Here is a 22163-nt window from a genome sequence, read left to right as displayed (position 1 = left end):
TCAGCTCCGGTCGGGCAAACCAACCGTTCTGCCGGATTACCGAGGACGCTTAACCGAACACCGGTGAGCTATTACTCGGCAAGGATTCGAGTAACGCCGACGCCTCTGTTCCGTCGATCAACACTGCACGTCCGATCAGCTCAGAGCGCTGTAGGCAGCCGATACGTACTGCGCCGATCGTTCCGAACCGAGCAGGCCCGGCCCCATCTTGTTCATCACGTAGGAGAAGGTCATGCGCTTGTCGGTGTCGATGATGATCTGCGACCCACCCCAACCGCCCCAGAAACAGATTCGTCCCTCCGGAATGAACGGCACGGACTCGGGCGTCGGCAGGCCGAATCCGACGCCGAAACGGACCGGCACACCCAGGACGAGGTCGACCCCGTACGACTGCTCCTCGAAGATCTTGTCGATCGTTTCCTCCGACAACAGACGGACGTCACCGACCTTGCCGCCGCACGCGATCACCGATTGAATACGTGCGAGCGCCCTCGCATTCGAATGTCCGTTGGCCGCACCGATCTCGGCAGCGCGCCACCCGTCGGTCCACGAACCTGTTGCATCGGCCGGCGGCGCAGTGAACGTCTTCACCATGATGTTGTCCATCCCGAGTGCCGCGACGTCGATCGGCAACGGCGGGGGCGCAATGACATTCGAGACTCGGCCGTACTCCGACTTCGGCAGCCCCAGGCGGAAATCTGCATCGAGCGGACCCGCGATCTCCTCGTCGATGAAGCGGCCGAGGGTTCGCCCGTCGATGCGCCTGACGACCTCGCCGATCAGGTGGCCGTAGTTGAGAGCGTGATATCCGGACGCGGTTCCCGGTTCCCACCAGGGAGCCTGAGTGGCCAACCGTGCGGTGCCATATTCGTCGTCGCAGATGTTCTCCAAGGTGAACGGTTGATCCCACCCCGACACACCCGACGTATGCGACAACAGTTGCCGGACCTGGATGCGGTCCTTCCCGGCTGCTGCGAACTCGGGCCAGTACTGCGCGACGGGGGCATCCAGATCGAGCAACCCACGGTCGACGAGCATGAGCGCGGCCAGTGCGGTCACGGTCTTGCTGCAGGACCAGACGTTGGTGACGGTGTCGCGGGCCCACGGTGCAGTGTGTTCTGCGTCGATCCACCCGCCCCACATGTCGACGACGGGTTCGCCGTCGATCGTCAGTGCGATCGCCGCCCCGACATCCTCGCCGGAATCGAGATTGCGTGCCAGCGCCTCCTTCAAGCCAGAGAACCGCTGGTCACATACGCCTTCGATGTTCGCCACTGACAGCCTCCACAGGAATGATGAAACTTGACGTCAACTTCAACTAAGTTGAGTATGTGTCCGATTTACCTGTGGTGTCAATCACTTCAAGTTCGAGAGTCGGCTCAGACCAACGGGATTCCCTTGGCAATGCGCCGACGTAGATCCCAGAGGTAGAAGTTGTAGGGGAACATCCGCAGAATCTTCGGGCTGAACCGATTGACCAGCGCGGCGACACGCATGGATCGGTCGAAATTACGCTGCCGACGCGCTGACCACGGGAGCCGCATTTCGTCACGGAAGGTCTGGGGCAGGAACCCGGTGGTGACAAACCGGTTGAGTGGGCCGACCACCGGATGCAACAACTTCGGCGTGAAGGTCGCCGACGCGATCCCGTACAGATGCTCACGAATCGTCTCGTCGATCGCCACCTTGTCGAGGTTCTCGTTCCAGTAGACCTCGAACGCATCCCGGTCCGCCGGCCACATGTCGCGTCGCATCTGGAGGGTCGTGCCGAACGTGGCGCTTCGCTGATAGAACGCATCCTGAGTAACTGGATCGAGATCCCCGTACAAGATTGTGTAGACATCCTCGAAGCCTCGATACAGACAGGCGGCTACCCACAACTGAAGTTCCGGATCGAAAGCGTTGTACTCGACCGCACTGTTCTCATCGGAGCGAACGTGTTTGTGCGAGCCGTTGACGGCATGTCGGTACAGCTTCTTCTCTTCGTCAGTCGCCAGGCTCGCGACAGCGAGATAGGTCAACGTCGTCCGGGTTCGCTTCACCGGATGCCGATCCAACCGTCCGGTCTCGACCTTGCTCTCGTACACGCCGTACCCCACCGCCGGACGCGCCAACTGCATGATGACATTCGCGCCGGCAGCCAACAGTCCGAGCCCGGACATCGCCCTCTCGACTGCCATCCGCCACCGCCTCCCCGCGCCCGTCCATCGAATCCCTACTCGCCGTCATGGCAGAACCCCTTCGAAGTCATATCTGCGAACGCACGTTCTCAGATGAGTGAAACGCTGAAATGCCGAGATGTCAAGCAATCTCGGGATGCAAAGATGGTCTTCATGAATGACCAACCGCGTTCGTACGGTGGCGTCGACGGCGCGCTCCGCGTAGCCCAACGACGAGAGACGCTGATCGAGGCCGGTCTAGAACTCATGGGTTCGACCGAGCCCGAACTGACGGTCCGCGGAGTGTGCAAGAAGGCCGGTGTCGCGGCGAGGTACTTCTACGAGAGCTTCACCGATCGTGATGCTCTGATGTCCGCCGTCTACGACACCGTCATCACGGACATCGCCGTTTCGACCCAGGCCGCGGTGGACGCCGCCGAGACCGAACGCGGCAAGGCGCTCGCCGGAATCGCGAACATCGTCCGCACTATCGCGAACGATCCCCGTCGCGGACGTCTACTGTTCTCCAGCGCCCTGACGAGCCCTGTCCTGGCCGAGAAACGACGAGCGTCGACGACGATTTTCATCGGTCTCCTGGCCGCCAACGCCAAGACCTTCTACCGTTTGGATGACAGCGGCCACCTGACGCTGACGGCAACCTTCCTGGTCGGCGGTCTGGCGCAGACCCTCAGTGCATGGCTCGACGGCTACATCGACGTGACGGAAGAAGAACTGGTCGCCGAATGCGCAGCGATCCTGCTCGCTCCCGCCCTACCTCCGTCTCGAGAGCCTGACTGAATTCAGTCCCAGATCCCGATGTTGTCGAGGTGAGCGAGAAGTCGAGCAGCGCCGTCGGAGAACTGCAGACTCATCTGCGCGTCCACCTGTTCTCGATCGTGCTTCTCGAACGCCTCGATCAACGCGTCGTGGCTCGACACCGCAAGCTCACCCCAGCCTGGATCCGTCGCGTAGAGACGAGCAGGGGTGTACCGAATCGCGCCGAACAGGAACCACGCCAGTTTCGCACCACCCGCAGCGCGATTGATCAGGCGATGGAACTCGAATTCGCACTGCTCGATCGCAGCAGCATCCGAGGCGTCGACCGCCGCTCGCAAATCGGCATTGAGTTCCGTAAGTTCCACCAGTTGATCAGCAGTGATGCTGTCCATCGCCCGCAACGCCAGCTTGACCGCGATCTGCCCCTGCAACCAAAAGATGTCTTCGATGTCCTGGCGACTCAGCGGCGAGACGAGATAGCCGCGATGTGGAACCAACTCGACCATCCCCTCGCCGCGTAATGCGACGAGGGCTTCTCGCACCGGCGTGACGCTGACCCCGAGGTCGGCCGCGGTTTCGTCCAGCCTGACGAACTCGCCCGGGCGGACCGAGCCGGACATGATCAGGTTGCGAACGTGGTTGGCCACGTCCTCCGACAACTGTGGCCGCCTCCTCAGCTCAGATGTCGCCCTCCGAGTGCGTGCAGACGTTGCCACAACCGATCCTCACAGTCCGTACGTTTTGCCGATGATGTCTCGCTGAATCTCGTTGGTACCACCATAAATGGAGGACACAAGAGTCTTTCGCACATGATGCTCCATGTCGAACTCAGTGGCGTAACCGTACCCACCCATCATCTGCATGCCTTCGAGCGCGACCTTCTTGGCGGTCTCGGTCAGCTTGAGCTTGGCCATCGATGCTTCCCTCGGGAACATCTTGGTCGGGTCGGCGTCGACCATGCGGGCAACGCTGTAGACCAGTAGACGGCCACATTCGATCTCGGTGGCGAGATCCGCGATCCGGTGGCGAAGTGCCTGAAACGATCCGACCGGACGGCCGAACTGCTTACGCGTAGTGACGAATTCGAGGGTGTCGTCGAAGGCCCGCTGCGCGGTCCCGAGCATCATCGCGGCAAGGATGAGGCGTTCGATGTTGAGCCCGGCCATGAGCTGACGCCAGCCGTTGCCGACGTCCCCGACCACCGCGTCCTCGGGCAGGAACGTGTCGGTGAAGTAGAGATCGTTGACCTCCTTGCCGCCCATGGTGTCGATTCCGCTGATCTTCAATCCGGAGATGTCGGCCGGGACGTGGAACATCGTCAGGCCCTCGTGCTTGCCCTCGCCCCTTGATGTACGAGCCACGAGGAGGATGTTCTCGGCGAAGTGAGCGTTGGAGCACCACGTCTTCTGTCCGTTGATCAGCCACCCACCGTCGACCTTCTCGGCGCGGCAACTCAGGTTGCCCACGTCGGAGCCCGCTTCGGGTTCGGACATCGAGATCGACTGCGAAGCGCCACGAACGATCCCGCCGAGCACTGCTTCCTTTTGCGCCGGACTACCGAACTTCTCGTACGCGGCTCCCGTGATGACAGTCGGGCCGAGTCCACCGATCGGCGCCATCCCCTTGGCTGCTTCCTCCAGGAAGATGCACAGGTCAACCGTGCTTCCGGCCGATCCGCCGTACTCCTCCGGGACAGTCAGTCCGAGCCATCCCAATTCCGCCATCTTCTCGTAGAACGCCTGGTTGTGATTGTGGGCGCCATGATCGGTCAGCAGATCTCGCTGCTCACGAGTGCCACTTTCCTTCTTACAGAACGCCGCTACCGATTTGGCGAAATCAGACTGCTCCTGCGTGAAATCCATGTACATCGAAAACTCCCGAGTGAGATGAGGCTGGAGGCTTGTCGGAGCTCCGTCCGACGCATACTGTGACTACCAGCACAGTAAATCACATCACATATATGTGATGCACCGACATGTGGAGGATCTGAAGAACATGACAGAACAGCTCGGCCGCCAGAGCACGTCTACAGATCTGAAATCGGACGATCACACCTTCGCGAGCCTCGACCCTCGCAACGACTCCGTGGTCGCGCAGCACCCCATCGCCGATCAGCAGGCGATCGAGAAGGCGGTCGCCGCGGCGCGAACCGCGTCGAAGTGGTGGGATCAACTCGGATTCCAAGGGCGCCGGAAGGTGCTCGGCAATTTCCGCGCCGCGATCGCCACTCACGCCGAATCGATGGCAGCGATCATCTCCGCCGAGACGGGAAAGCCCAGCGACGACGCACTACTCGAAGTCATGCTGGCCGTCGAACATCTCGACTGGGCGGCACGCAACGCCCAGAAAGTGTTGCGCCGCAGACGCGTCGGCGCAGGACTGATCAGCGCCAACCAGTCGGCATCGGTCGGCTACCGGCCGATGGGTGTCGTCGGCGTGATCGGCCCCTGGAACTATCCGCTGTACACACCGATGGGGTCGATCGGCTACGCATTGGCCGCCGGTAATGCCGTCGTCTTCAAACCGAGCGAACTCTCACCAGGTGTCGGCGTCGAATTGGCGCGGTTGTGGAACATCGCCGCACCCGGACACCCTGTCCTGCAGACCATTACCGGTGACGGCAAAACCGGCGCACTTCTGTGTTCGTCCGGTGTCGACAAGATCGCCTTCACCGGTTCGACCGCTACCGCGAAGCGCGTGATGGCCGCCTGCGCGGACACCCTCACTCCCCTGGTCGCCGAATGTGGCGGCAAGGACGCCATGCTGGTGGACTCCGACGCCAACCTCGATGCGGCCGTGAGCTTCGCCGCGTTCGGAGCAGTGGGCAACGGCGGACAGACCTGCGCCGGCGTCGAGCGAATCTACGTCGCAGCGCCCGTGTACGACGCCTTCCTGTCCAAACTCACAACCGCGTTACGGGACGCCCACGCCGGTGCCACCGACAGCTCGACCTACGGGCCGATGACGCTGGGAAAGCAAACCGCGATAGTTCGGGGCCAGATCGAAGACGCTCTCGGTCGCGGCGCGAAAGCTGTACTCGGCGGACTTGATTCGTTCAACGGCCCGTTCATCGATCCGATCATCCTGACGGATGTTCCGGAGGATTCCACCGCGATCACCGAGGAAACCTTCGGCCCGAGCGTCGTGGTGAACAAGGTGGCCGACATGAACGAGGGGATCGAGCGCGCCAACGCGTCGAAGTACGGCTTGGGCGCCTCGGTGTTCACCAAGAGTTCGTCGAAGGGGCGAGCGATTGCCGAGAAGCTCGAATGTGGTGTAGTCACGGTCAATTCGGTTCTCGGATTCGCCGGAATCGCCGCCCTGCCATTCGGCGGGGTCGGCGATTCCGGATTCGGTCGAATCCACGGAGCCGACGGACTGCGTGAGTTCAGCAGCGTGAAATCACTGGCCGTTCAGAAGTTCAGCGCTCCGCTGGACCTGCTGACCATCGAGCGAAAAGCTCAGGACATGAAGATCTCTCGTTGGATGCTGGCGAAGCGCCACGCAAAGTCCTGAATCACCAGCGCCCGCGGTGATCAGCCGGCGGTGACGAGCACCTGCTCGTCACTGTCGGCTGCTTCGAGTTCGCGAACCAGCGGGAGCACCTTGGCCCCGAAGTACTCGATCTCTTCCTGGAAGTGCAGGAATCCGCCGAGAATCAGATCGACACCGCGGCGGCGATATTCGACGATCCGATGGGCGATCTGTTCCGGCGTGCCGATCAGTTGTGAGCGGAAGCCGTCGTTGTACTGGACCAAGTCCTCGAATGTCGAATCCGCCCACATCCCGTCCTTGGACGCGGTCGACGCGCCGGCCTGTTGGACTGCATTCTTGAATCCCTCGACTGCAGGACGGTTCGCCTTGGCGATGATCTCGCGCAGCGTGTCTTTCGCCTCGGCCTCGGTATCGCGGGCGATGATGAACCCGTTGAGCCCGAACTTGACCTCCCGATCGTTCTCACGAGCAACACGGCGGACGTCGACCAATTGTTCGGTGACTCCGTCGTAGTCCTTGCCGTTACTGAAGTACCAATCCGAATAGCGACCGGCGTTCTCACGGGCAGCCGCCGAGTTACCACCTTGGAACAGTTCGGGATTGGGGCGATCCGGAGTGTTCAGCGGCTTCGGCTTCAACGTGAAGTCGTGAATGCGGTAGAAGTCACCGCGGAAATCGACGTCGTCCTCGGTCCAGATCTTACGAAGAACCTGAAGGAACTCGGCGCTGCGACGATAGCGCTCGTCGTGCTCGAGCCACGGCTCGCCGAGATGGGTGAACTCGTCCTTGAACCAACCGCTGACGACGTTGACGGCAAATCGTCCATTCGACAGGTGGTCAGCGGTAGCGCCCAGTTTCGCCAACACGGCCGGCTGCCAGAGTCCGGGGTGCACCGCGGCGATGACCTTGAGCTTCTCGGTGGCCAAGAGCAGCGCAAGACTGAAGCTCGTGGATTCGTGCTGGAACTCGGCCCCGTAGCTCGCCTCGTAGCGAACCTGACTCAGGGCGTACTCGAAGCCGTTGTTCTCCGCGGTCTGCGCCAGCTTCTTGTTGTACTCGTAGTCCCAGCTGGTCCGCTGCTCGATGTCGGAGGTGACCAGACCACCACTGACATTGGGCACCCAGTAGGCGAACTTGATCTCGTCGGCGATACGTTCAGTAGACATGAAACCCAGCAAACATGCAGTTCCCAGGGGTTTCCAGGGTAGCGATCACACAGGTTGTAAGTGTTGGGTGGGTGCTGCGACTGTGAAACGGTGGCAGCATGACTGCTGTGGACATTCAGGAGATCGCGCACCGCATCACCAGCGAAGACGAGGCACTCTCGGTAGCGTCGCAGCTGTCCGCCGAGTTCGCGGCAGGCGCCGGTGTCCGCGATGCGCAGCGCCTCCTTCCCGAAGACGAGGTCCGCACCCTGGCGCAGTCCGGCCTGCTCGGACTATCCGTGCCGACGGAGTTCGGCGGCATCGACGCGAGCACCGAGACGTTGGCCGAGGTCTTCCGTTTGCTCGCCGAAGGCGATCCCAGCATCGCGCAGATTCCGCACAGCCACTTCACTTTCCTGGAAGCGCTCCGGTACCAGGGGTCGAACGAGCAGAAACAGTTCTTCTACGCCGAGGCGTTGTCGGGTAAGCAGTTCGCCAACGCGCAGAGCGAACGCGGCAACAAGACCATCGACATCGACGGCACCACCCTGACCCCCGACGGGGACGACTTCGTGCTCGAAGGTCGCAAGTTCTATTGCACAGGAGCACTTTTCGCGGACTGGATCGTCGTGCGCGCGGCTAATGCCGATCAGTTCACGGAGACCGGCGCTCAAGTGAAGTCTGCGGTCTACCTGCCCCGGAATACTCCCGGACTGTCGATCGTCGACGACTGGGACGGCATGGGGCAGAAGACAACTGCAAGCGGAACCGTGATCCTCGAATCCGTGTCGGTGCCGCGGTTCAATGTCGTCCCCTTCACGTCGCTGTTCACTCACCCGACCACCTACGGGGCACAGGCCCAGATTCTGCACGCCGCGATCGACACCGGCATTGCATCAGCTGCGCTGCGTGAATCCGTAGAACTCGCCGCAAAAGCGCGTCCGTTCTTCGAGGCGAAAGTCGATACAGCAGTGGAGGATCCACTGCTCGTTCAACTCGCCGGCGAAGCAGCCATCGAGGTTCGCGCTGCCCGATCCCTGTTGGCGGAAGCGGCGCGATCGATCGACGTGGCGAGGCGAGATCCCACCGAGGACTCCACGGCCCGAGCATCCATCGACGCTGCAACTGCCAAGGTGGTCGGAGCGCGAGCGTCGTTGGCGGCTACGAGCACCCTGTTCGAGATCGGTGGCACCAGAAGCGCGGGTGAATCAGCGAACCTCTCGCGATTCTGGCGTGACGCACGCACGCACACCCTGCACGATCCGACGAGGTGGAAGGTCCAACATATCGGCCGCTGGACGCTGTCGGGCACGGTCCCACCGAGGCACGGACTGCTGTAAGCCCACTCAGTCGGAATTCACGTATCCGCTGATCAAGACTTCGAGACCTTCCAGGTAACTCTCGGTCGTCGTCCCTCCCGGCCAGTCCTCGAGCACCTCACTGAGTACCGGCAGCTTCTCGGGCCCGATTTCTCGGATCTTGACCGCGAGAGGTGACACACTGCCTTCCGGTCGCGCGGCGGTGTCGTAGATGTTGAGCAGTGCGCCGAGTGTGTAGTTCCACAGCGCTCGATAGACCAGCAGAGCGCGACGGGGCGACATGCCGAGTTCGACACACGCGGCCATGGCCCGGTCAACCAAAACCACGGCACCGCTCCCACCACGCCCACCGCGCTGAAGCAGCTCGATGATCCAACGCTCCGATGCGAGTGTTTCGAAGATCGCGGTGAAGATCGTGCGAAGTCGCTCGACCTGATCCTGGGGCAGGACCAGAGAGCCGAGGTCTTGTGAGTACACGTCGAGAACCGCGCTGATCAGCTGTTCCTTGTCGCCCACGTGCCGGTACAGCGCCATCGGCGTGGTGCCGAGCGACTTCGCCAGCGCTCGCATGCTCAGCGCGTCGGCGCCGCCGGACTGAAGTTGCCGTTTCGCTTCTTCGACTATCTGCTCCGACGTGATAGTCGGGGGACGTCCGAGCCGCGGGGATCTCGGTTCCATCTTTTCGGCCATTCGTCGATTGTGCGCGTTCCCGCTACGACGCTCTCCCCCCGGGGAACCCCTTGCATCTCGATCGTCAGCAAGGTAAACCTAACTACTTATGAGAACGCGTATACAAATTAGGTACCTGCAATGACAACAACAACGAGGGCGGTAGCCGCGCCTGCTCTGGTCCTCACCGCCGCCGCGGCAGCGCAGTTCCTGGTGGCCTTCGACATGTCGGTCATCAACGTCGCATTGCCGGACATCCAGGAATCGCTGAACTTCTCCGACGCCGGGTTGTCCTGGGTCGTCAACGCGTACGCCCTGGCCTTCGGCGGGCTGCTGCTTCTCGGCGGCCGTCTGTGCGACGTGATGGGCACTCGTCGCGTTCTGGTTTCCGGGCTGCTGCTGTTTGCGCTCGTCAGCATCATCGGGACCTTCTCGGGGTCCGCCGAAATGCTTGTCGGAGCTCGGGCGCTTCAAGGCGTCGGTGCCGCGATGATCGCACCGGCCGGACTCGCCGCCCTCAGTCAGGCCTTTCCCACCGGACGTGCCAGGGCCAAGGCATTCGGCATCGGCGCAATGTCGTCAGCACTTGGCGGCGCACTGGGCGTCGTTCTGAGTGGCATTTTGACCGAAGGACTCAGTTGGCGATGGGTGATGTTCGCCGGCGCACCGGTCGCACTGATCGCCGCAGTTGCCGGTGCCCGTGGCCTGCCGGCCGGCCAGGCCGCCAGAGGCGGCTCCCTCGATCTCCCCGGCGCCATCTTGGCGACGGCCGGAATCACCGCCCTTGTCGGCACCGTCATCGCCACTGAATCACATTCCTGGACTTCGAGTTACGTGCTGGGCGGATTCGCGCTGACGATCGCTCTGCTGACGGCCTTCGTTGTGGTCGAAAGCCGCTGCGCCACACCACTGGTACGACTGTCCACCCTGCTTCGCCCCCGAATCGGTCTGGCCAACGCCATCATGTGCCTGGTGTGTGCGGCACAATTCAGCGCGTTTTTCTTCGTCTCGCTCTTCCTGCAACGTGGACTGGGCTATTCACCGACCACCACCGGCCTGGCTTTCCTGCCCTTCTGTTTCGGCCTGGTGATCGGCATCCTCGCCTCCACCAAACTCCTTCCGCGCTACGGAGTCCGGCCACTGCTCGTCGTCGGAACAGCAGTCGCAGCAGTCGGGACGTTCATCTTCTCGACCATGAACCTCGACAGTCCCTTCTGGGCCGTCATCCTGGTGCCTTCGCTTCTGGCAAGTATCGGCATCGGCCTGTCGTTCATGCCGCTCAGTAACGTCGCCACCGCCGACGCTCCTCCCGAAGAGGTCGGCATGGCATCAGGGCTACTGAGCACGTCGCGTCAGATCGGCGGTTCACTCGGACTGGCCGTTCTCGTGAGCGTCGCTGCTTCCTCGACGGCACGCTCGGGCAGTGCGCCGACCGAAGCACTGGTTTCCGGATACTCCCAAGCCCTTTTCGTCTGCTCCGGCCTCCTGCTGGCCGGCACCCTCCTGTCCTTCTTCTTCCCACGAATGGATCGTTGACCTCAGATGTTCACCACCCGAACCGCATTCGGCATCGTCTCGGCGCTACTCCTCACCGTTGCCGGCGCCAGCGCGTGCAGCAGCTCCGCCGAGTCCGACGCCCCTTCCGCAACTCGCTCCGTCACACACGAACTCGGCACCGTCGAGGTCCCCGCATCACCGCAGCGCATTCTCGCTCTCGACGAGTATGCAGGTCTGAGTGCACTCGCACTCGGCGTCAAGCCCACCGTCGTCTACAGCACCCTGCGATCGGACGTCGCCAAATCGATTCTGCGCGAGCAGGGCGTCGAAGTTCTCGACAAGCCGACCTTCTTCGCCAACCCGGCCGTCGAGGAGATCGCGTCGGTCGAGCCCGACGAGATCTTGATGAGCAATGCCGGTCCACTGCCGAGTCTGTTCGCTCAGATCAACGCCGTGGCACCAACCCTCGTCCTCCCCTACTCGGCACCGTGGCGCGACGTGCTCGAACAAGCTGGGGCACAGCTCGATCGAGGCAGCGAAGCAACCGCCATGATCGGAAAGCTGGAATCCGGTCTCGACGACGTCAAGACCGCGGCGGGAGGCCAGAGCCTTGCGATACTGCTCGGTTACAGCGGGAACCTGTTCACCGTGCCACCGACCACTCCCATCTCCACCCTCGTCACCGAGGCAGGATTCACCAGGCCCGTATCGGAAGTCAACGCCACCAACAATCAAGACACCGGCACGATTTCACCCGTCTCACCGGAACTCCTGCCCGAACATGCGGCGCAGACCGTCGCCGTACTTTCCGGGCAGCAGTACGACGCGTCCGTCGTGCGAAACACTCCGCTGTTCGACAACCTGACACCCGATCCTGCGCACGCTCTGGACGTCAGCGGTGATCTCTGGTTCGGCAGCCATCCTTTTGCCATCTACTGGATCATCCAGGATCTGGACGGCATCGCACATGGCAAGGGGCAGAGCGGTATCGGAACGCTCGACAGCGCCGACGCGCGATGGGCGGCGTTCAGCGCGCTCTGACGTCCTGACGGAAGGTCAGCGGAGAAACACCCACCCGGGTGGCGAAAAATTTGGTGAAGTTCGCAGAATCGTCGAACCCCAGCTTCGACGCCACCTGGGTGACCGTGTCCGTACCGAAAGACAGTAATCGTTTCGCTTCGAGCACCACTCGCTGATCGATGTACTGCTTCGCGGTCATCCCGGCAGCGGATCGGGTAGCTCGCAATACGGTCTTCTCGGAGTACCCGATCGTGTTGGCGTACTCCGAAACCGAACGTACCGTGGCGAAGTCACGTTCGACAGCGGCATGAAACCTTTCGAACACGTCATTGTGTGCCAGCACCGAACTCTGCTCCTGCCCGCCGAGATGGGTCAGTTTCAACAGAATTGCCGTCAGCGTGTGCCGCAGAATCGCCGCGCGAACGGCCGGCGCGGAAGTATCCGGACACGCGTAGTTCAGGTTCAGGTGTTTCATACCCGTGCTGATGGTCTCGAGGTTCTCGCCGGACAACTGCCACGCTGCCTGCCTACTACGAAAGTTTCCGTCCAACAGTTGCTGACTGGCGGCGTCGAGCGAGGAGGGCGTGAACAGAACGACCGTCGCCTCGAAATCCTGGATTCGACCCCACTGTTGCACCTGCCCCGGCCTGACCCAGAACACAGTCCCCGGACTCACCGCGTAGTTCACGAAGTCGATGGTGTGGAGCGCCGAACCCTCGGTCACCAGCGCGAGCAAGTGAAACTGCGGACGTTGGGGGCCGACGAACTCTGCGCTTCCCCCGTTGACGCGAATGGTGTCCAGGCTGAGAACTTCGATCTCGGTCGCATCCGCCACCGAAGATGCGTACCCGACGTCCCGGACGGGCACTTGTCTGTTTTTCACTAGTTCGGGACTCATCTTCACCGTGACCGAATACCCGAATGCGACATACCGTCAGAGTATCAATCAGTTCACGCTCGGACAGGAATCCTCCAGTGCAGACATCACGCTCGAGAACAGCAGGCAAGACGCAACTCACCTACGTCTTCGACGCCTATTGCGGGTGGTGTTTCGGCTTCGGTCCTGCTTTGACGGAGTTCGTCCGTCAAAATGCCGACGCCGTCGACGTGTCCGTGGTCAGCGGCGGACTGTTCACCGGTGAGCGCGTCGCACCCATGTCTTCGGCTCCGTACCTGAAAGCAGCCAACGCCGCCATCGCAGCCCAGACCGGCGCCGTCTTCGGTGACGGATATTCACAACTGGTGTCTGACGGACGGTTCGTCATGGATTCGACGGATGCTGCGATCGGACTCGCCGCGCTGCGCGCACAGGACCCGACACGCGCACTCGACGTCGCGGAGGCCATGCAGATCGCTTTCTACCGAGACGGCCACAGCCTCTCCGATCCCGAGACCTACCGAGCCATCGCGCAGTCACTCGGACTCGACCCGTCTGCCGCAATGTCCTCCCTGTTCACCCCCGCGTCGAAGGACGCCGCCCGCGCCGATTTCGTCCGTGCACGCACGCTCGGCGCCACGTCGTTTCCGACACTGTTGTTCCACGGAAGCGACGGGTCAGTCGTGAAGTTCGGTTCTCCGACCAGTACAGCGGCCGATCTCACCCGCGACCTGAACACGTGCGTGCGGGCGTATGCCGTGGCCTGATCCACTCACTTCCCGAGCGAAAGGTACGTTCAGCGCCGTCAGTGCGCCGAACGTACCGTTCGCTCAGCGCAAGTCCACCGAATTCACACACCCTCCAGTTCTGGTTTGATGAACATCGGAACAAATTGCACCAAGGGGAGGAAAACCTGTGGTTTCAGATCCGATCACCGGCCTGGAGATGGAACTTACCGACATGTGGCAGAAGGGACGTGCGCGCTCGCGAGACGATGCGCGGGCGATTCATCCCAAACTCGACCCCGCTCTGTACCACGTTCTGGTGCTCCTGAGCCGGTCCGACGCCGTTCGGATGGCAGACCTGATCTCGATACTCAACATCGAGAAGTCGACGCTGACCAGGCAGATCGATGCGGCGGCCAGACTTGGTCTGGTCGAACGCATCCCCGATCCCGACGATGCCCGCGCAAAGTTGGTCGCGCTGACACCCGAAGCACGAACGAAGCTCACGACTTACCGCAACCAGCAGATCGACCGTTGGCGTGCTCGCTTGGCCAAATGGGACACCGACGACGTCATCACGCTGACCGCTCTCCTGCGTCGCCTCGCTCAGGCCAAAGACTGACACCGGAGCAGCAGCGCAGAACAGCCGACTCGAATGGCCGGACGCATTACCCCGTCACGACACTTGTGCCGCAGCACGCAGAATCAACTGGGTTACCTCGTGCGGGTGTGACGCCAACGATGCATGACCCGCGTCGAGTTCCTCGATCTCGCGCGCACCGATGCGCTCTGCCATCCAACGCTCGGTCTCGGGAGGAATCATTCGGTCCTGCCCGGAAACCTGATACCAACTCGGCTTCCCACGCCACGCCGGCGGCCCTGATGGATCCGAGAAGCACTGACCCGCAATGGGTTTCTGCGTCAGCGCCATGACCAATGCCTCGGTATCGTCGAGGTCCTGACTGAAACTCTCCTGAAACTTGTCCGGGGTGATCCACAGGAAGCCCTCGGCGTCCGGCGCAATGTTCGCCGCTCCCGCAGGCTGATCAGTGCGAGCGAAGATGCTCCCCAGACTGTCCCCCTCGTCCGGTGCGAAGGCAGCGATATACACCAGTCCCACAACATTTTCCGCATGACCCGCGCCTGTGATCACCGCACCGCCGTACGAATGCCCGACCAGTAGCGTCGGGCCGTCCATGGATTCGGCCAACTTCCTGGTGCGGTCCACGTCGGCGGCCAGCGAAGTAAGTGGATTCTGAACCGCGATCACCCGATGCCCGGCGTTATGGAGAGTCGGTATGACGTGACGCCAATGAGAACCGTCTCCCCACGCTCCATGCACCAGAACGATGTTTACCTTCTCTGCCATGACCAACTCCTTCAGATACGCAGTGGGAACGAGCACTCCGACAATCGGCAAGCCTCCGAAAACTCGCCTTGCCTGTTACCCACGTTAAGGGGATCCTGGATCAATAACCATGACCAGATTGCCAAGTTTTTATGCAGAAACACCGAAATGTTCGAGACCTCCGGAGTGGCCGACCCATGACGACGACATCCTCACAGCGGTACGTACCCACCACCGACGAGACCCGAACCCGGGACACCCTCTCGCATGTTCTCGAAGTCGTTCACCTTCGCGGCGATCAGATTCATCGCTGCGTCCACAGTGAGAACTTCACCGTGGAGGTGCCGGCGGGAGTACGAGCACTTCACATCGCCGAGCGCGGTGACATAGTGATCAGAACGCAGGGAAAGGAACCGATCGAACTCGGTCCAGGGGAACTCGTACTGTTACCCCATGGGCACGCACATACGATCGAGAATGCGGTTCCGGTCCTCCCGAGAACCGAAACACGGTGGCTTTTCGGAACTTTCACACTCGATGACGTTGCGGCTCAGCGACTGCTCTCGGTTCTACCGGACTTCGTCGAACTGCGTCCGACACAGTCGACCCCGGTCGAGTGGCTGGAGGTGAGCAGTCGTCTGTTGAGTGAGGAGGTGAACGATCCGAGACCCGGTTCCTCCGTGATGGTTTCCCGAATTCTCGACCTTCTCTTCGTCCAGATACTCAGAGCATGGGCACGGGCGGACGGCTCGAACGGCGGATGGCTGACCGCCGCAATGGATCCACGAATCGGGCAGGCACTCGAGGCCGTCCACAACGACCCCTCTCGCAACTGGAGCATCGACGAATTGGCGACGCTGTCCACGCTGTCGAGATCGTCTTTCGCGGAGCGATTCTCGCGACTGGTCGGTCAGACGCCCGGCGCTTACATCACCGAACGCCGACTCGACCGCGCGGCCGAACTACTCGTACAAACTACCGAGCCGGTCGGAACCATTGCGGTAACTGTCGGCTACGAATCCGATGCCGCGTTCAGCCGCGCCTTCCGTCGACGATTCGACGCCTCGCCGTTGAACTGGCGAAAATCCAACTCCCACAATCACTGACGTCAGGTCGCAGCGATTACACCGGCGACCGGAATCCGGCCGAGAACCGCAACGCGGAAATCCACCATCGCACGTTCCACGTGATTGGCGCTCGAGACCACAACCACGCCGGTCGCGCCTCGATCGGCGAGAATCCGCGCAGAGTTGAGCGCGTTCTCCACCGTCGACCACGACGTTCCTTCTTCGGTGATCCGGCCCGGGTCGACGCCGTTGGCAACCAGCCACTCACGCATCGCCCTGGCTTCGGTCACTCCGGCCTTCGGAGCCCCACCGCTCGTGATGATTGGAGAACGCGGGTACTGACGAGCCAGCTGTAACGCCGCCTGAAGTCGGTCGACCAGCATGGGACGCATCGTGCCGTCATCGAAGAGGCCGGCGCCCAAGACGACGATGTTGGTGCCCACCGGGTTCAGGTCGAGCAGGACGGGCGACTGGCGCGTCAGCGTCTCAGCGCTCGTGCAGGCAAGAATGAGGGACCGCACCGGTGTTTGGCACCCACCCACCGTCGACAAGATCCCGTTGACGACCGTTGTCGGTGTGATGTCGGCGCTCGCCGTCGCCGGCGAAAGACCCACCCCAGCTGCGGCGATTACCGAAGCAGCGATCAAACCCTTCGTCACAGACCTGCGAACATTTGCCATGTAGCCGAACCCCCAGATTGTCGATTGTCCAGCCCACGGTAACGAATATTTGGCCGCGATTGCATCATTTGACTCAAATTTACTGTTCACTGACCGTCACACAGACTAAACATAAATATTGGGCAACAATTCGGATTCGAAACCGTCATCTACCAGCATCTCGAATCGACGCGCCCGCCTCATTACCTATCTGAGCAGCAGCGTCACCGAGAAGGTCGACAACGCTGAACGGCAACAATTGGTTGTCCCAGATCACGATGTTGCATCCAGGTGTTCCTGGTCGCCCGATCCCCCTGGCCATGTCTCCCGGCCGGATCTCCAGCCCTCCGGCTCGTTCACCGAGAACCACAGACGCGTCATGTTCGGGAAGCGTCCGCCTCGATGCCGAGTGCGCGGCGCGCTCCCAGCGCCATGGTGACGCGCACGAGATCCTTCGGCGACGACAGGTCAAGTCCCGTCAGGGAACTCGCCTTCCGCAGGCGGTACACCACTGTGTTCGGATGTACGTGTAGCTGCCGGGCGGTGGCGGCTCGATCGAATCCGGAGTCGATGAAAGATTCGAGCGTCTCGAGTACCGCACTATCGGACTCCAACGGCAACAACACATCTGCCAGTATCGGTAGGGCAGCGCTGGGCCGCGTCAGTTGGTACTCGACTGCAAGATCTTCGAGACGGACTACGCCACTGGTGCGTCCGTACTTTCGGGCGACGTTCAGCACCTCGCGCGCCTGAGTCACGGCTGCAGGAACTGCGACCGGTGCGGCGATATGTACGGCGGCCACTGTGGACGCACCGATCACCTTTTCGAGATCCCCCAACCGTCGACACAGCGTCAGATACTGCGGGCTCGACGCCCAGTTTCCCTCTGCAGGTTCCGATTCCACGATAGGGATCAGCACGGCTCCGCCACTGCTCCCGAGCACTCCGAGGGCTTTGTCCCGCCCCACCTGATCCAGTTCGCGTTGCAGGTGGCGCACCTTTCTCCGCTCCGCGACGGCAGTATCCACCTCGGTCGAGGACTCGTCGTCGTTCCGCTCGACGTGCAGCGCCACCACCCAGTACAGGCGCGCCAACCTGATCCCCACCTCGTCGGAGACTCGATCCACATCGACACCCGTCGAAAGTGCTACGAACAGCGACCTTCGCGCCGAATCCTCGTCCGTCTGGGTAGCGTGGTCGGAACCGTAGCCGGCCAGAACCGCGGACGTGGAGGCCGCGGTGTATGCATTCAAGAGTCGTCCGGTGCGCGCAAGTGCAACACCGTCTTCCGGAACCGCCCATTCGCTGATCGTCTCCCACCACAACCCTGCGGCCAGGTGATATGCGCGCAGCACCTCACCGAGCGGAACCAATTCCTGCGCCCGTTGACGAGCCGATTCACTGATGTCGGCGAGCAACTCGGGCGCCAGATCTGCGCCCGTCCGGAGCATCGAGATGAACAGTTCCAGGTTTCGCCTCACGATAGTGGTGACGTCGTTACGCAACGCCTCGTCCGGGAGCAACCGGTAGAAGGTGACGTTGCGGTGAACCAGATCGACCGTCGCCATGACCAGCGGATGGGTGCGTTGCGCCAAGCGATCGGCCAGAGATCTGCCGCCAACCAATATCGGCTCGAACGGCAGTTCTTTGTTCACAGACACAAAACCCTCCACAGAATTGAATTGCCATCACAAGGCCGACCTGCCTTTTTCCTATCACTATGTAACCCACGCCACTCTCGAATTCACAATCGGTGGCGTAACTGGAAGTCTCACTATCGACCAATAGGAGCCTCGAGTGACGTGGAAGACGCGCAGCGCAGCCATTCTGGCAGGCGTCGTCGCTGCCGGTTCGATCGCCGCCATCGGGACCGGTGTGTCGAGCGCCGAGACGTCGGACAGTGTTGTCCAGTACGTCGCACTCGGCGATTCCGCGGCGGCCGGCCCACTGGTAAACGCACAGGACTCGTCGTCGCCGGGCTGCCTACGATCACTCGACAACTACCCTTCCGTAGTGGCGCAAAGACTCGGCGCTCAACTCACGGACGTGACCTGCTCGTCGGCGCGATCCGCCAACGTCACGGACACCGCACAACCGACGTTCTCCGGTCAAGTACCGCCGCAGGCAACAGCATTGGGTCCTGACACCGACCTCGTCACCATCACCATCGGCGCCAACGACATCTCGTTGTTCCCGACAGTTCTGAGCTGTGTCAATCCACTTCCCGAACCCACCGGAACCTCCTGCCGTGACAAGTTCACCGCGGGTGGCGTAGATCAGCAGCGACACATGATCGAAAATGCCTCCGCGGGTTGGGGTTCCATGATCGAATCGGTTCGCGACCGTGCGCCATCGGCACGCATCGTCGTGATCGGATACGGGACATACATCGCCACCGGCGGATGCCCCGGCACCCAACCGTTCTGGCCGCGCGACGCCGACTATCTCCAGAGTGTGATCGACTACGGCAACACTGTCATGGCAGCGACCGCTGCCCGTCACGACGTCGAGTACATCGACATCACCGAAGCCACTGCCGGACATGACATCTGCACGGATCCGGCAACCGCGTTCTACACCGGAATCGTCCCGACCCAGCCGGCGGTTCCACTGCATCCCACCGCAGCCGGAATGCAAGCCATCGGCAACGCCGTCGCCGACGCTCTGTCCTGAGCCCCTCCCCAGCACAATTCATTCAGCACTCGCGAAAAGGGTGGAACAACCATGTCAATTCAACGAGACGCTCCACCGCTGCCGTCCGTCGACGGCGCCCCCGTCGGAACCCGTGACAAACTGCTCGGCGGCACACTCGTCGCACTGTTTCTCGCAAACATGCTCAACTTCTTCGATCGGGCGATCCCCTCGGTCGTCGCCGAGCCGATCAAGAACGAGTTCTCGCTCAGCGACCTGCAATTGGGATTGATCACCTCTGCCTTCACCCTCGTCTACGCGATCGCCGGGCTGCCGCTGGGCCGGTTGGCCGACACGAAGAACCGGCCCAAGATCATCGGCATCGGCCTCCTGGTGTGGAGCGGCCTGACGGCAGCAACCGGTGCCGCCGGCAGCTACGTGCTGTTCATCCTTGCGCGTCTGGGTGTCGGCGTCGGAGAAGCGACGTTCACACCTGCGGCAAACTCCATGATCGGCGATATGTACCCGGCGGAACGACGCTCGCGTGCTCTCGGCGTCTTCATGCTCGGCTTGCCGATCGGTCTGATGCTCGCGTACTTCACCGTCGGCAAGATCGCCGAGGCCTTCGACAGCTGGCGGGCACCGTTCTTCCTCGCCGCGATTCCCGGTGTCCTTCTGGCAGTTGTCCTCTACCGCATGGCAGATCCGGTTCGTGGTGGTTCCGAAAGTCCGGAGGCCCGCGCAGCCGCTGTTTCACAGGCACCGATCACGCGACCGATCCGTCGCCTGCTTGCAATTCCCACGCTCCGCTGGCTCATCCTTGCCGGACTGACCTTCAACTTCGCTGCCTACGCGGTCAATTCGTTCGTCGTCCCGCTTCTGATGCGCCAGTACCACCTGAAACTGACTGCTGCAGCGTCGGTCACCGGCATCATCGTCGGTATCACCGGCCTGATCGGATTGGTTCTCGGCGCCAAGTACGCAGACAAGGCCAGCGCACGCTCACCGCGAGCACGCTTGATGATCGGCGTGGGAACCTCGGCATTGGCAGCGCCTTTGACGGCGTTGGCACTGCTGCAACACGGCGGGAGCGTCGTGATGTTCACGCTCTTGTTCTCGGCCGGTTGGCTTCTGGCCTACGGCTTCTACATCAGCGTCTACCCTGCAATTCACGACGTCGTGGTTCCCAGGCTTCGCGGCACTGCGACGGCGCTGTTCTTCGCTGCCATGTATCTTCTCGGCGGATTCTCGGGACCTGTTGCTGTAGGCGCGATTTCGGACTGGTTCGCCAAGCGTGCGCTTGCCGACGCCGGTACCGGAAAATTGACTCAGTACGCCGGCGACGGGCTGAACTCGGCAATGTATCTCGTGCCGATCATGTTGGCACTCACCGCGGTATTCATCTACCTGGCCACGCGCACCGTCGGCAAGGACTCCGCGCGCATGCAAGCAGAACTGAGCCAGGCCTGATCAACTAGCTCACGGCGGTGGCGGGGCTCCCGAAGCCCCGCCACCGAAGTCAGTTCACCGTGATCGCAAGAGTCGACAGCACGGACCGCAGCATGTCCGGCAAGCGAGCGATCATTCGCTGCTCGGTAATTCGAACGGACACCGGCGCCGCCAGCGTCGATCGCCACAGTTCCGGCTGATTCTTCATCAAGTTGTTGTAGACCGGGAGCAACTGATCGTTGATGTAGGTCCAACGACCGCCCCGGTCAGCCCAGTTGAAGTCCGGAAGCGGTGTTTTCACAACGGCATTGCCCACCGCGAACGAGAGTGGGTTCGACTCACGCGGCGGCACGACGCCCGGCATGGACGGTGATGCGGCGAAGGTGGTCAGGTAAGTCAACGAGCGACCGACGCTGCCACGGTAGGCCTTTGCCTCGTCCCACTGATCACCCACCGACTGGTACTGCTCCCGCCGCAGCAGACGCACGTTGCCGTCGAACACGGCCTCCGGTGTCCCCGAAGCGATGTTGGTCCACGCGGTACGGGCGTTCTCGTCGAGCAGCCCCGCACGATCGAGTTCGGCAATGCCGTCGACGCCGTCGTGAACCCACGCCATGTGCATCGGAATCAGATCCGAGAAGATGTGTTTGCTCATCGCGATCACCTTGCCCTGGAACCACATCACGTCCTCGGGACGAATCTCGTGGCCGACCTGGAGAAGCGCCGCGATGTCCTCGGGCGCTCCCATCGACGTCGTGATCGGCGATCCGACGCGGTCGACCTCTCGCCACACCAGTGCCATCGCTTCGCTGATCGCCTGGACTTCCAACACCACTCGCCCGTAGTCCAAGTCGAGCAGGCCACCGGCGAAAGCGGGCCCGACCATTCCGCCCATACCTGCCCACTGCAGTTCTCGATGCTCGAGTTGGAGTCGCTCGTAGAACTGGAAAGTGTTGGTCAGGTTTCCGAGATTCGCGTGTACCCCGTCGAACGGCGTCCACGACGCGAGATCGATACCTGCGGATTCAGTTCCCACTGCGAGCCAGTACTGCTTGAGGAGGGTCTGATAGCGGTACGGGTCTACACCCGACGCTCGGGCAGCATCGACCAGACTCCGCAGCGTCGCGGAATCCGACGGGAGTAGCGGATGCAGACCGCCCGCTGCTTCGGCGTTTGCGTTCACTGCTTCGAGGTCGAGGTACCTGTCCAGGTCACCAGTGCCCGCGGACGCCCGGCTTCCCAGTACGACCGCACCTCCGATACCTGCCGAAGCGACGAGAACTGCGCGCGCAAAATCCCTGCGCGTCAGAGACTTCCGCATGCTCA

Annotated in this window: 21 protein-coding genes; 10 read left to right on the top strand and 11 right to left on the bottom strand. The window is 61.9% G+C overall.

Annotation, left to right across the window (positions count from 1 at the left end):
• Nucleotides 1-135: 135 nt before the first annotated feature.
• Both DBV08_RS16310 and DBV08_RS16305 read right to left on the bottom strand, forming a co-directional pair.
• Entirely contained in the window at nucleotides 136-1275 is a 1140-nt protein-coding gene (locus DBV08_RS16310) for a serine hydrolase (RefSeq protein ID WP_124568102.1), read from the bottom strand.
• A 104-nt stretch (nucleotides 1276-1379) separates the two neighbouring features.
• Nucleotides 1380-2180 carry an oxygenase MpaB family protein gene (locus tag DBV08_RS16305; protein ID WP_124568101.1) on the bottom strand — a complete coding sequence of 267 codons (801 nt, stop codon included), beginning with the start codon at nucleotides 2178-2180 and terminating at the stop codon, nucleotides 1380-1382.
• Nucleotides 2181-2324: 144 nt separating this feature from the next.
• Here DBV08_RS16305 and DBV08_RS16300 point away from each other — a divergent pair, with 144 nt between their 5' ends.
• Nucleotides 2325-2957, top strand: coding sequence for a TetR family transcriptional regulator (locus tag DBV08_RS16300; protein WP_235170517.1), 633 nt, complete (start codon nucleotides 2325-2327; stop codon nucleotides 2955-2957).
• Between the two features lie 2 nt (nucleotides 2958-2959).
• Here DBV08_RS16300 and DBV08_RS16295 read toward each other — a convergent pair whose 3' ends face one another.
• Both DBV08_RS16295 and DBV08_RS16290 read right to left on the bottom strand, forming a co-directional pair.
• On the bottom strand, nucleotides 2960-3652 hold the full coding sequence (locus tag DBV08_RS16295) for a GntR family transcriptional regulator (protein WP_124568099.1): 693 nt from the start codon (nucleotides 3650-3652) through the stop codon (nucleotides 2960-2962).
• A gap of 9 nt (nucleotides 3653-3661) precedes the next feature.
• Nucleotides 3662-4804, bottom strand: a complete 1143-nt coding sequence (locus DBV08_RS16290) for an acyl-CoA dehydrogenase family protein (RefSeq protein ID WP_095972794.1) — start codon at nucleotides 4802-4804, stop codon at nucleotides 3662-3664.
• Nucleotides 4805-4931: 127 nt separating this feature from the next.
• Between DBV08_RS16290 and DBV08_RS16285 the strand changes: the two genes are divergently transcribed.
• Nucleotides 4932-6452 (top strand): aldehyde dehydrogenase family protein, encoded by a 1521-nt coding sequence (locus DBV08_RS16285; RefSeq protein WP_124568098.1) that lies wholly within the window; start codon nucleotides 4932-4934, stop codon nucleotides 6450-6452.
• A 20-nt stretch (nucleotides 6453-6472) separates the two neighbouring features.
• On the opposite strand, the gene sfnG is transcribed toward DBV08_RS16285, so the two are convergent.
• Nucleotides 6473-7597 carry a dimethylsulfone monooxygenase SfnG gene (gene sfnG, locus DBV08_RS16280; RefSeq protein ID WP_124568097.1) on the bottom strand — a complete coding sequence of 375 codons (1125 nt, stop codon included), beginning with the start codon at nucleotides 7595-7597 and terminating at the stop codon, nucleotides 6473-6475.
• A gap of 98 nt (nucleotides 7598-7695) precedes the next feature.
• Between sfnG and DBV08_RS16275 the strand changes: the two genes are divergently transcribed.
• Nucleotides 7696-8916, top strand: coding sequence for an SfnB family sulfur acquisition oxidoreductase (locus DBV08_RS16275; RefSeq protein ID WP_124568096.1), 1221 nt, complete (start codon nucleotides 7696-7698; stop codon nucleotides 8914-8916).
• A gap of 6 nt (nucleotides 8917-8922) precedes the next feature.
• Here the strand turns inward: DBV08_RS16275 and DBV08_RS16270 are convergent, their stop codons facing one another.
• Nucleotides 8923-9585, bottom strand: coding sequence for a TetR/AcrR family transcriptional regulator (locus DBV08_RS16270; RefSeq protein WP_124568095.1), 663 nt, complete (start codon nucleotides 9583-9585; stop codon nucleotides 8923-8925).
• A 120-nt stretch (nucleotides 9586-9705) separates the two neighbouring features.
• Between DBV08_RS16270 and DBV08_RS16265 the strand changes: the two genes are divergently transcribed.
• The gene (locus DBV08_RS16265; RefSeq protein WP_095972797.1) at nucleotides 9706-11100 is read left to right on the top strand and encodes an MFS transporter; all 1395 of its coding nucleotides are present in this window, start codon (nucleotides 9706-9708) and stop codon (nucleotides 11098-11100) included.
• A 6-nt stretch (nucleotides 11101-11106) separates the two neighbouring features.
• A complete protein-coding gene (locus DBV08_RS16260; RefSeq protein WP_124568094.1) occupies nucleotides 11107-12102 on the top strand; it encodes an ABC transporter substrate-binding protein in 996 nt (331 codons plus the stop codon).
• Here DBV08_RS16260 and DBV08_RS16255 read toward each other — a convergent pair.
• Entirely contained in the window at nucleotides 12089-12916 is an 828-nt protein-coding gene (locus DBV08_RS16255; RefSeq protein WP_124568162.1) for an AraC family transcriptional regulator, read from the bottom strand. The two genes, DBV08_RS16260 and DBV08_RS16255, sit on opposite strands and share 14 nt — an antisense overlap.
• 140 nt (nucleotides 12917-13056) lie before the next feature.
• Between DBV08_RS16255 and DBV08_RS16250 the strand changes: the two genes are divergently transcribed.
• A complete protein-coding gene (locus DBV08_RS16250) occupies nucleotides 13057-13725 on the top strand; it encodes a DsbA family protein (RefSeq protein WP_124568093.1) in 669 nt (222 codons plus the stop codon).
• A gap of 148 nt (nucleotides 13726-13873) precedes the next feature.
• Nucleotides 13874-14305 (top strand): MarR family winged helix-turn-helix transcriptional regulator, encoded by a 432-nt coding sequence (locus DBV08_RS16245; protein WP_095972800.1) that lies wholly within the window; start codon nucleotides 13874-13876, stop codon nucleotides 14303-14305.
• A 54-nt stretch (nucleotides 14306-14359) separates the two neighbouring features.
• Here the strand turns inward: DBV08_RS16245 and DBV08_RS16240 are convergent, their stop codons facing one another.
• Nucleotides 14360-15052: an alpha/beta fold hydrolase gene (locus DBV08_RS16240; RefSeq protein WP_124568092.1), complete on the bottom strand. Its 693-nt coding sequence runs from the start codon at nucleotides 15050-15052 to the stop codon at nucleotides 14360-14362.
• 176 nt (nucleotides 15053-15228) lie between these two features.
• Here DBV08_RS16240 and DBV08_RS16235 point away from each other — a divergent pair, with 176 nt between their 5' ends.
• The gene (locus tag DBV08_RS16235; protein WP_124568091.1) at nucleotides 15229-16137 is read left to right on the top strand and encodes an AraC family transcriptional regulator; all 909 of its coding nucleotides are present in this window, start codon (nucleotides 15229-15231) and stop codon (nucleotides 16135-16137) included.
• Nucleotides 16138-16139: 2 nt separating this feature from the next.
• Here DBV08_RS16235 and DBV08_RS16230 read toward each other — a convergent pair whose 3' ends face one another.
• Both DBV08_RS16230 and DBV08_RS16225 read right to left on the bottom strand, forming a co-directional pair.
• Entirely contained in the window at nucleotides 16140-16868 is a 729-nt protein-coding gene (locus DBV08_RS16230; RefSeq protein ID WP_124568090.1) for a YdcF family protein, read from the bottom strand.
• A gap of 266 nt (nucleotides 16869-17134) precedes the next feature.
• A complete protein-coding gene (locus DBV08_RS16225) occupies nucleotides 17135-18418 on the bottom strand; it encodes a CdaR family transcriptional regulator (protein ID WP_124568089.1) in 1284 nt (427 codons plus the stop codon).
• 136 nt (nucleotides 18419-18554) lie between these two features.
• On the opposite strand from DBV08_RS16225, the gene DBV08_RS16220 reads away from it, so the two are divergent.
• Both DBV08_RS16220 and DBV08_RS16215 read left to right on the top strand, forming a co-directional pair.
• The gene (locus DBV08_RS16220; protein WP_095972804.1) at nucleotides 18555-19430 is read left to right on the top strand and encodes an SGNH/GDSL hydrolase family protein; all 876 of its coding nucleotides are present in this window, start codon (nucleotides 18555-18557) and stop codon (nucleotides 19428-19430) included.
• A gap of 51 nt (nucleotides 19431-19481) precedes the next feature.
• Entirely contained in the window at nucleotides 19482-20858 is a 1377-nt protein-coding gene (locus DBV08_RS16215) for an MFS transporter (RefSeq protein ID WP_095972805.1), read from the top strand.
• Between the two features lie 49 nt (nucleotides 20859-20907).
• On the opposite strand, the gene DBV08_RS16210 is transcribed toward DBV08_RS16215, so the two are convergent.
• Nucleotides 20908-22158: a Tat pathway signal protein gene (locus DBV08_RS16210; RefSeq protein WP_253253040.1), complete on the bottom strand. Its 1251-nt coding sequence runs from the start codon at nucleotides 22156-22158 to the stop codon at nucleotides 20908-20910.
• Between the last annotated feature and the right edge of the window lie 5 nt (nucleotides 22159-22163).

This window comes from Rhodococcus sp. KBW08, assembly GCF_003852455.1.
GTDB lineage: Bacteria > Actinomycetota > Actinomycetes > Mycobacteriales > Mycobacteriaceae > Rhodococcus_F > Rhodococcus_F baikonurensis.
The sequence above is the reverse complement of the archived record's forward strand: the minus strand, read 5'-3'. Positions and strand labels throughout refer to the sequence as shown.

Coding starts and splice junctions, on each gene's coding strand:
- DBV08_RS16215 (WP_095972805.1), top strand. CDS start 19,482: ATGTCAATTCAACGAGACGCTCCACCGCTGCCGTCCGTCGACGGCGCC.
- DBV08_RS16240 (WP_124568092.1), bottom strand. CDS start 15,052: ATGGCAGAGAAGGTAAACATCGTTCTGGTGCATGGAGCGTGGGGAGAC.
- DBV08_RS16270 (WP_124568095.1), bottom strand. CDS start 9,585: ATGGCCGAAAAGATGGAACCGAGATCCCCGCGGCTCGGACGTCCCCCG.
- DBV08_RS16235 (WP_124568091.1), top strand. CDS start 15,229: ATGACGACGACATCCTCACAGCGGTACGTACCCACCACCGACGAGACC.
- DBV08_RS16300 (WP_235170517.1), top strand. CDS start 2,325: ATGGTCTTCATGAATGACCAACCGCGTTCGTACGGTGGCGTCGACGGC.
- DBV08_RS16285 (WP_124568098.1), top strand. CDS start 4,932: ATGACAGAACAGCTCGGCCGCCAGAGCACGTCTACAGATCTGAAATCG.
- DBV08_RS16305 (WP_124568101.1), bottom strand. CDS start 2,180: ATGGCAGTCGAGAGGGCGATGTCCGGGCTCGGACTGTTGGCTGCCGGC.
- DBV08_RS16260 (WP_124568094.1), top strand. CDS start 11,107: ATGTTCACCACCCGAACCGCATTCGGCATCGTCTCGGCGCTACTCCTC.
- DBV08_RS16290 (WP_095972794.1), bottom strand. CDS start 4,804: ATGTACATGGATTTCACGCAGGAGCAGTCTGATTTCGCCAAATCGGTA.
- DBV08_RS16265 (WP_095972797.1), top strand. CDS start 9,706: ATGACAACAACAACGAGGGCGGTAGCCGCGCCTGCTCTGGTCCTCACC.
- DBV08_RS16210 (WP_253253040.1), bottom strand. CDS start 22,158: ATGCGGAAGTCTCTGACGCGCAGGGATTTTGCGCGCGCAGTTCTCGTC.
- sfnG (WP_124568097.1), bottom strand. CDS start 7,597: ATGTCTACTGAACGTATCGCCGACGAGATCAAGTTCGCCTACTGGGTG.
- DBV08_RS16275 (WP_124568096.1), top strand. CDS start 7,696: ATGACTGCTGTGGACATTCAGGAGATCGCGCACCGCATCACCAGCGAA.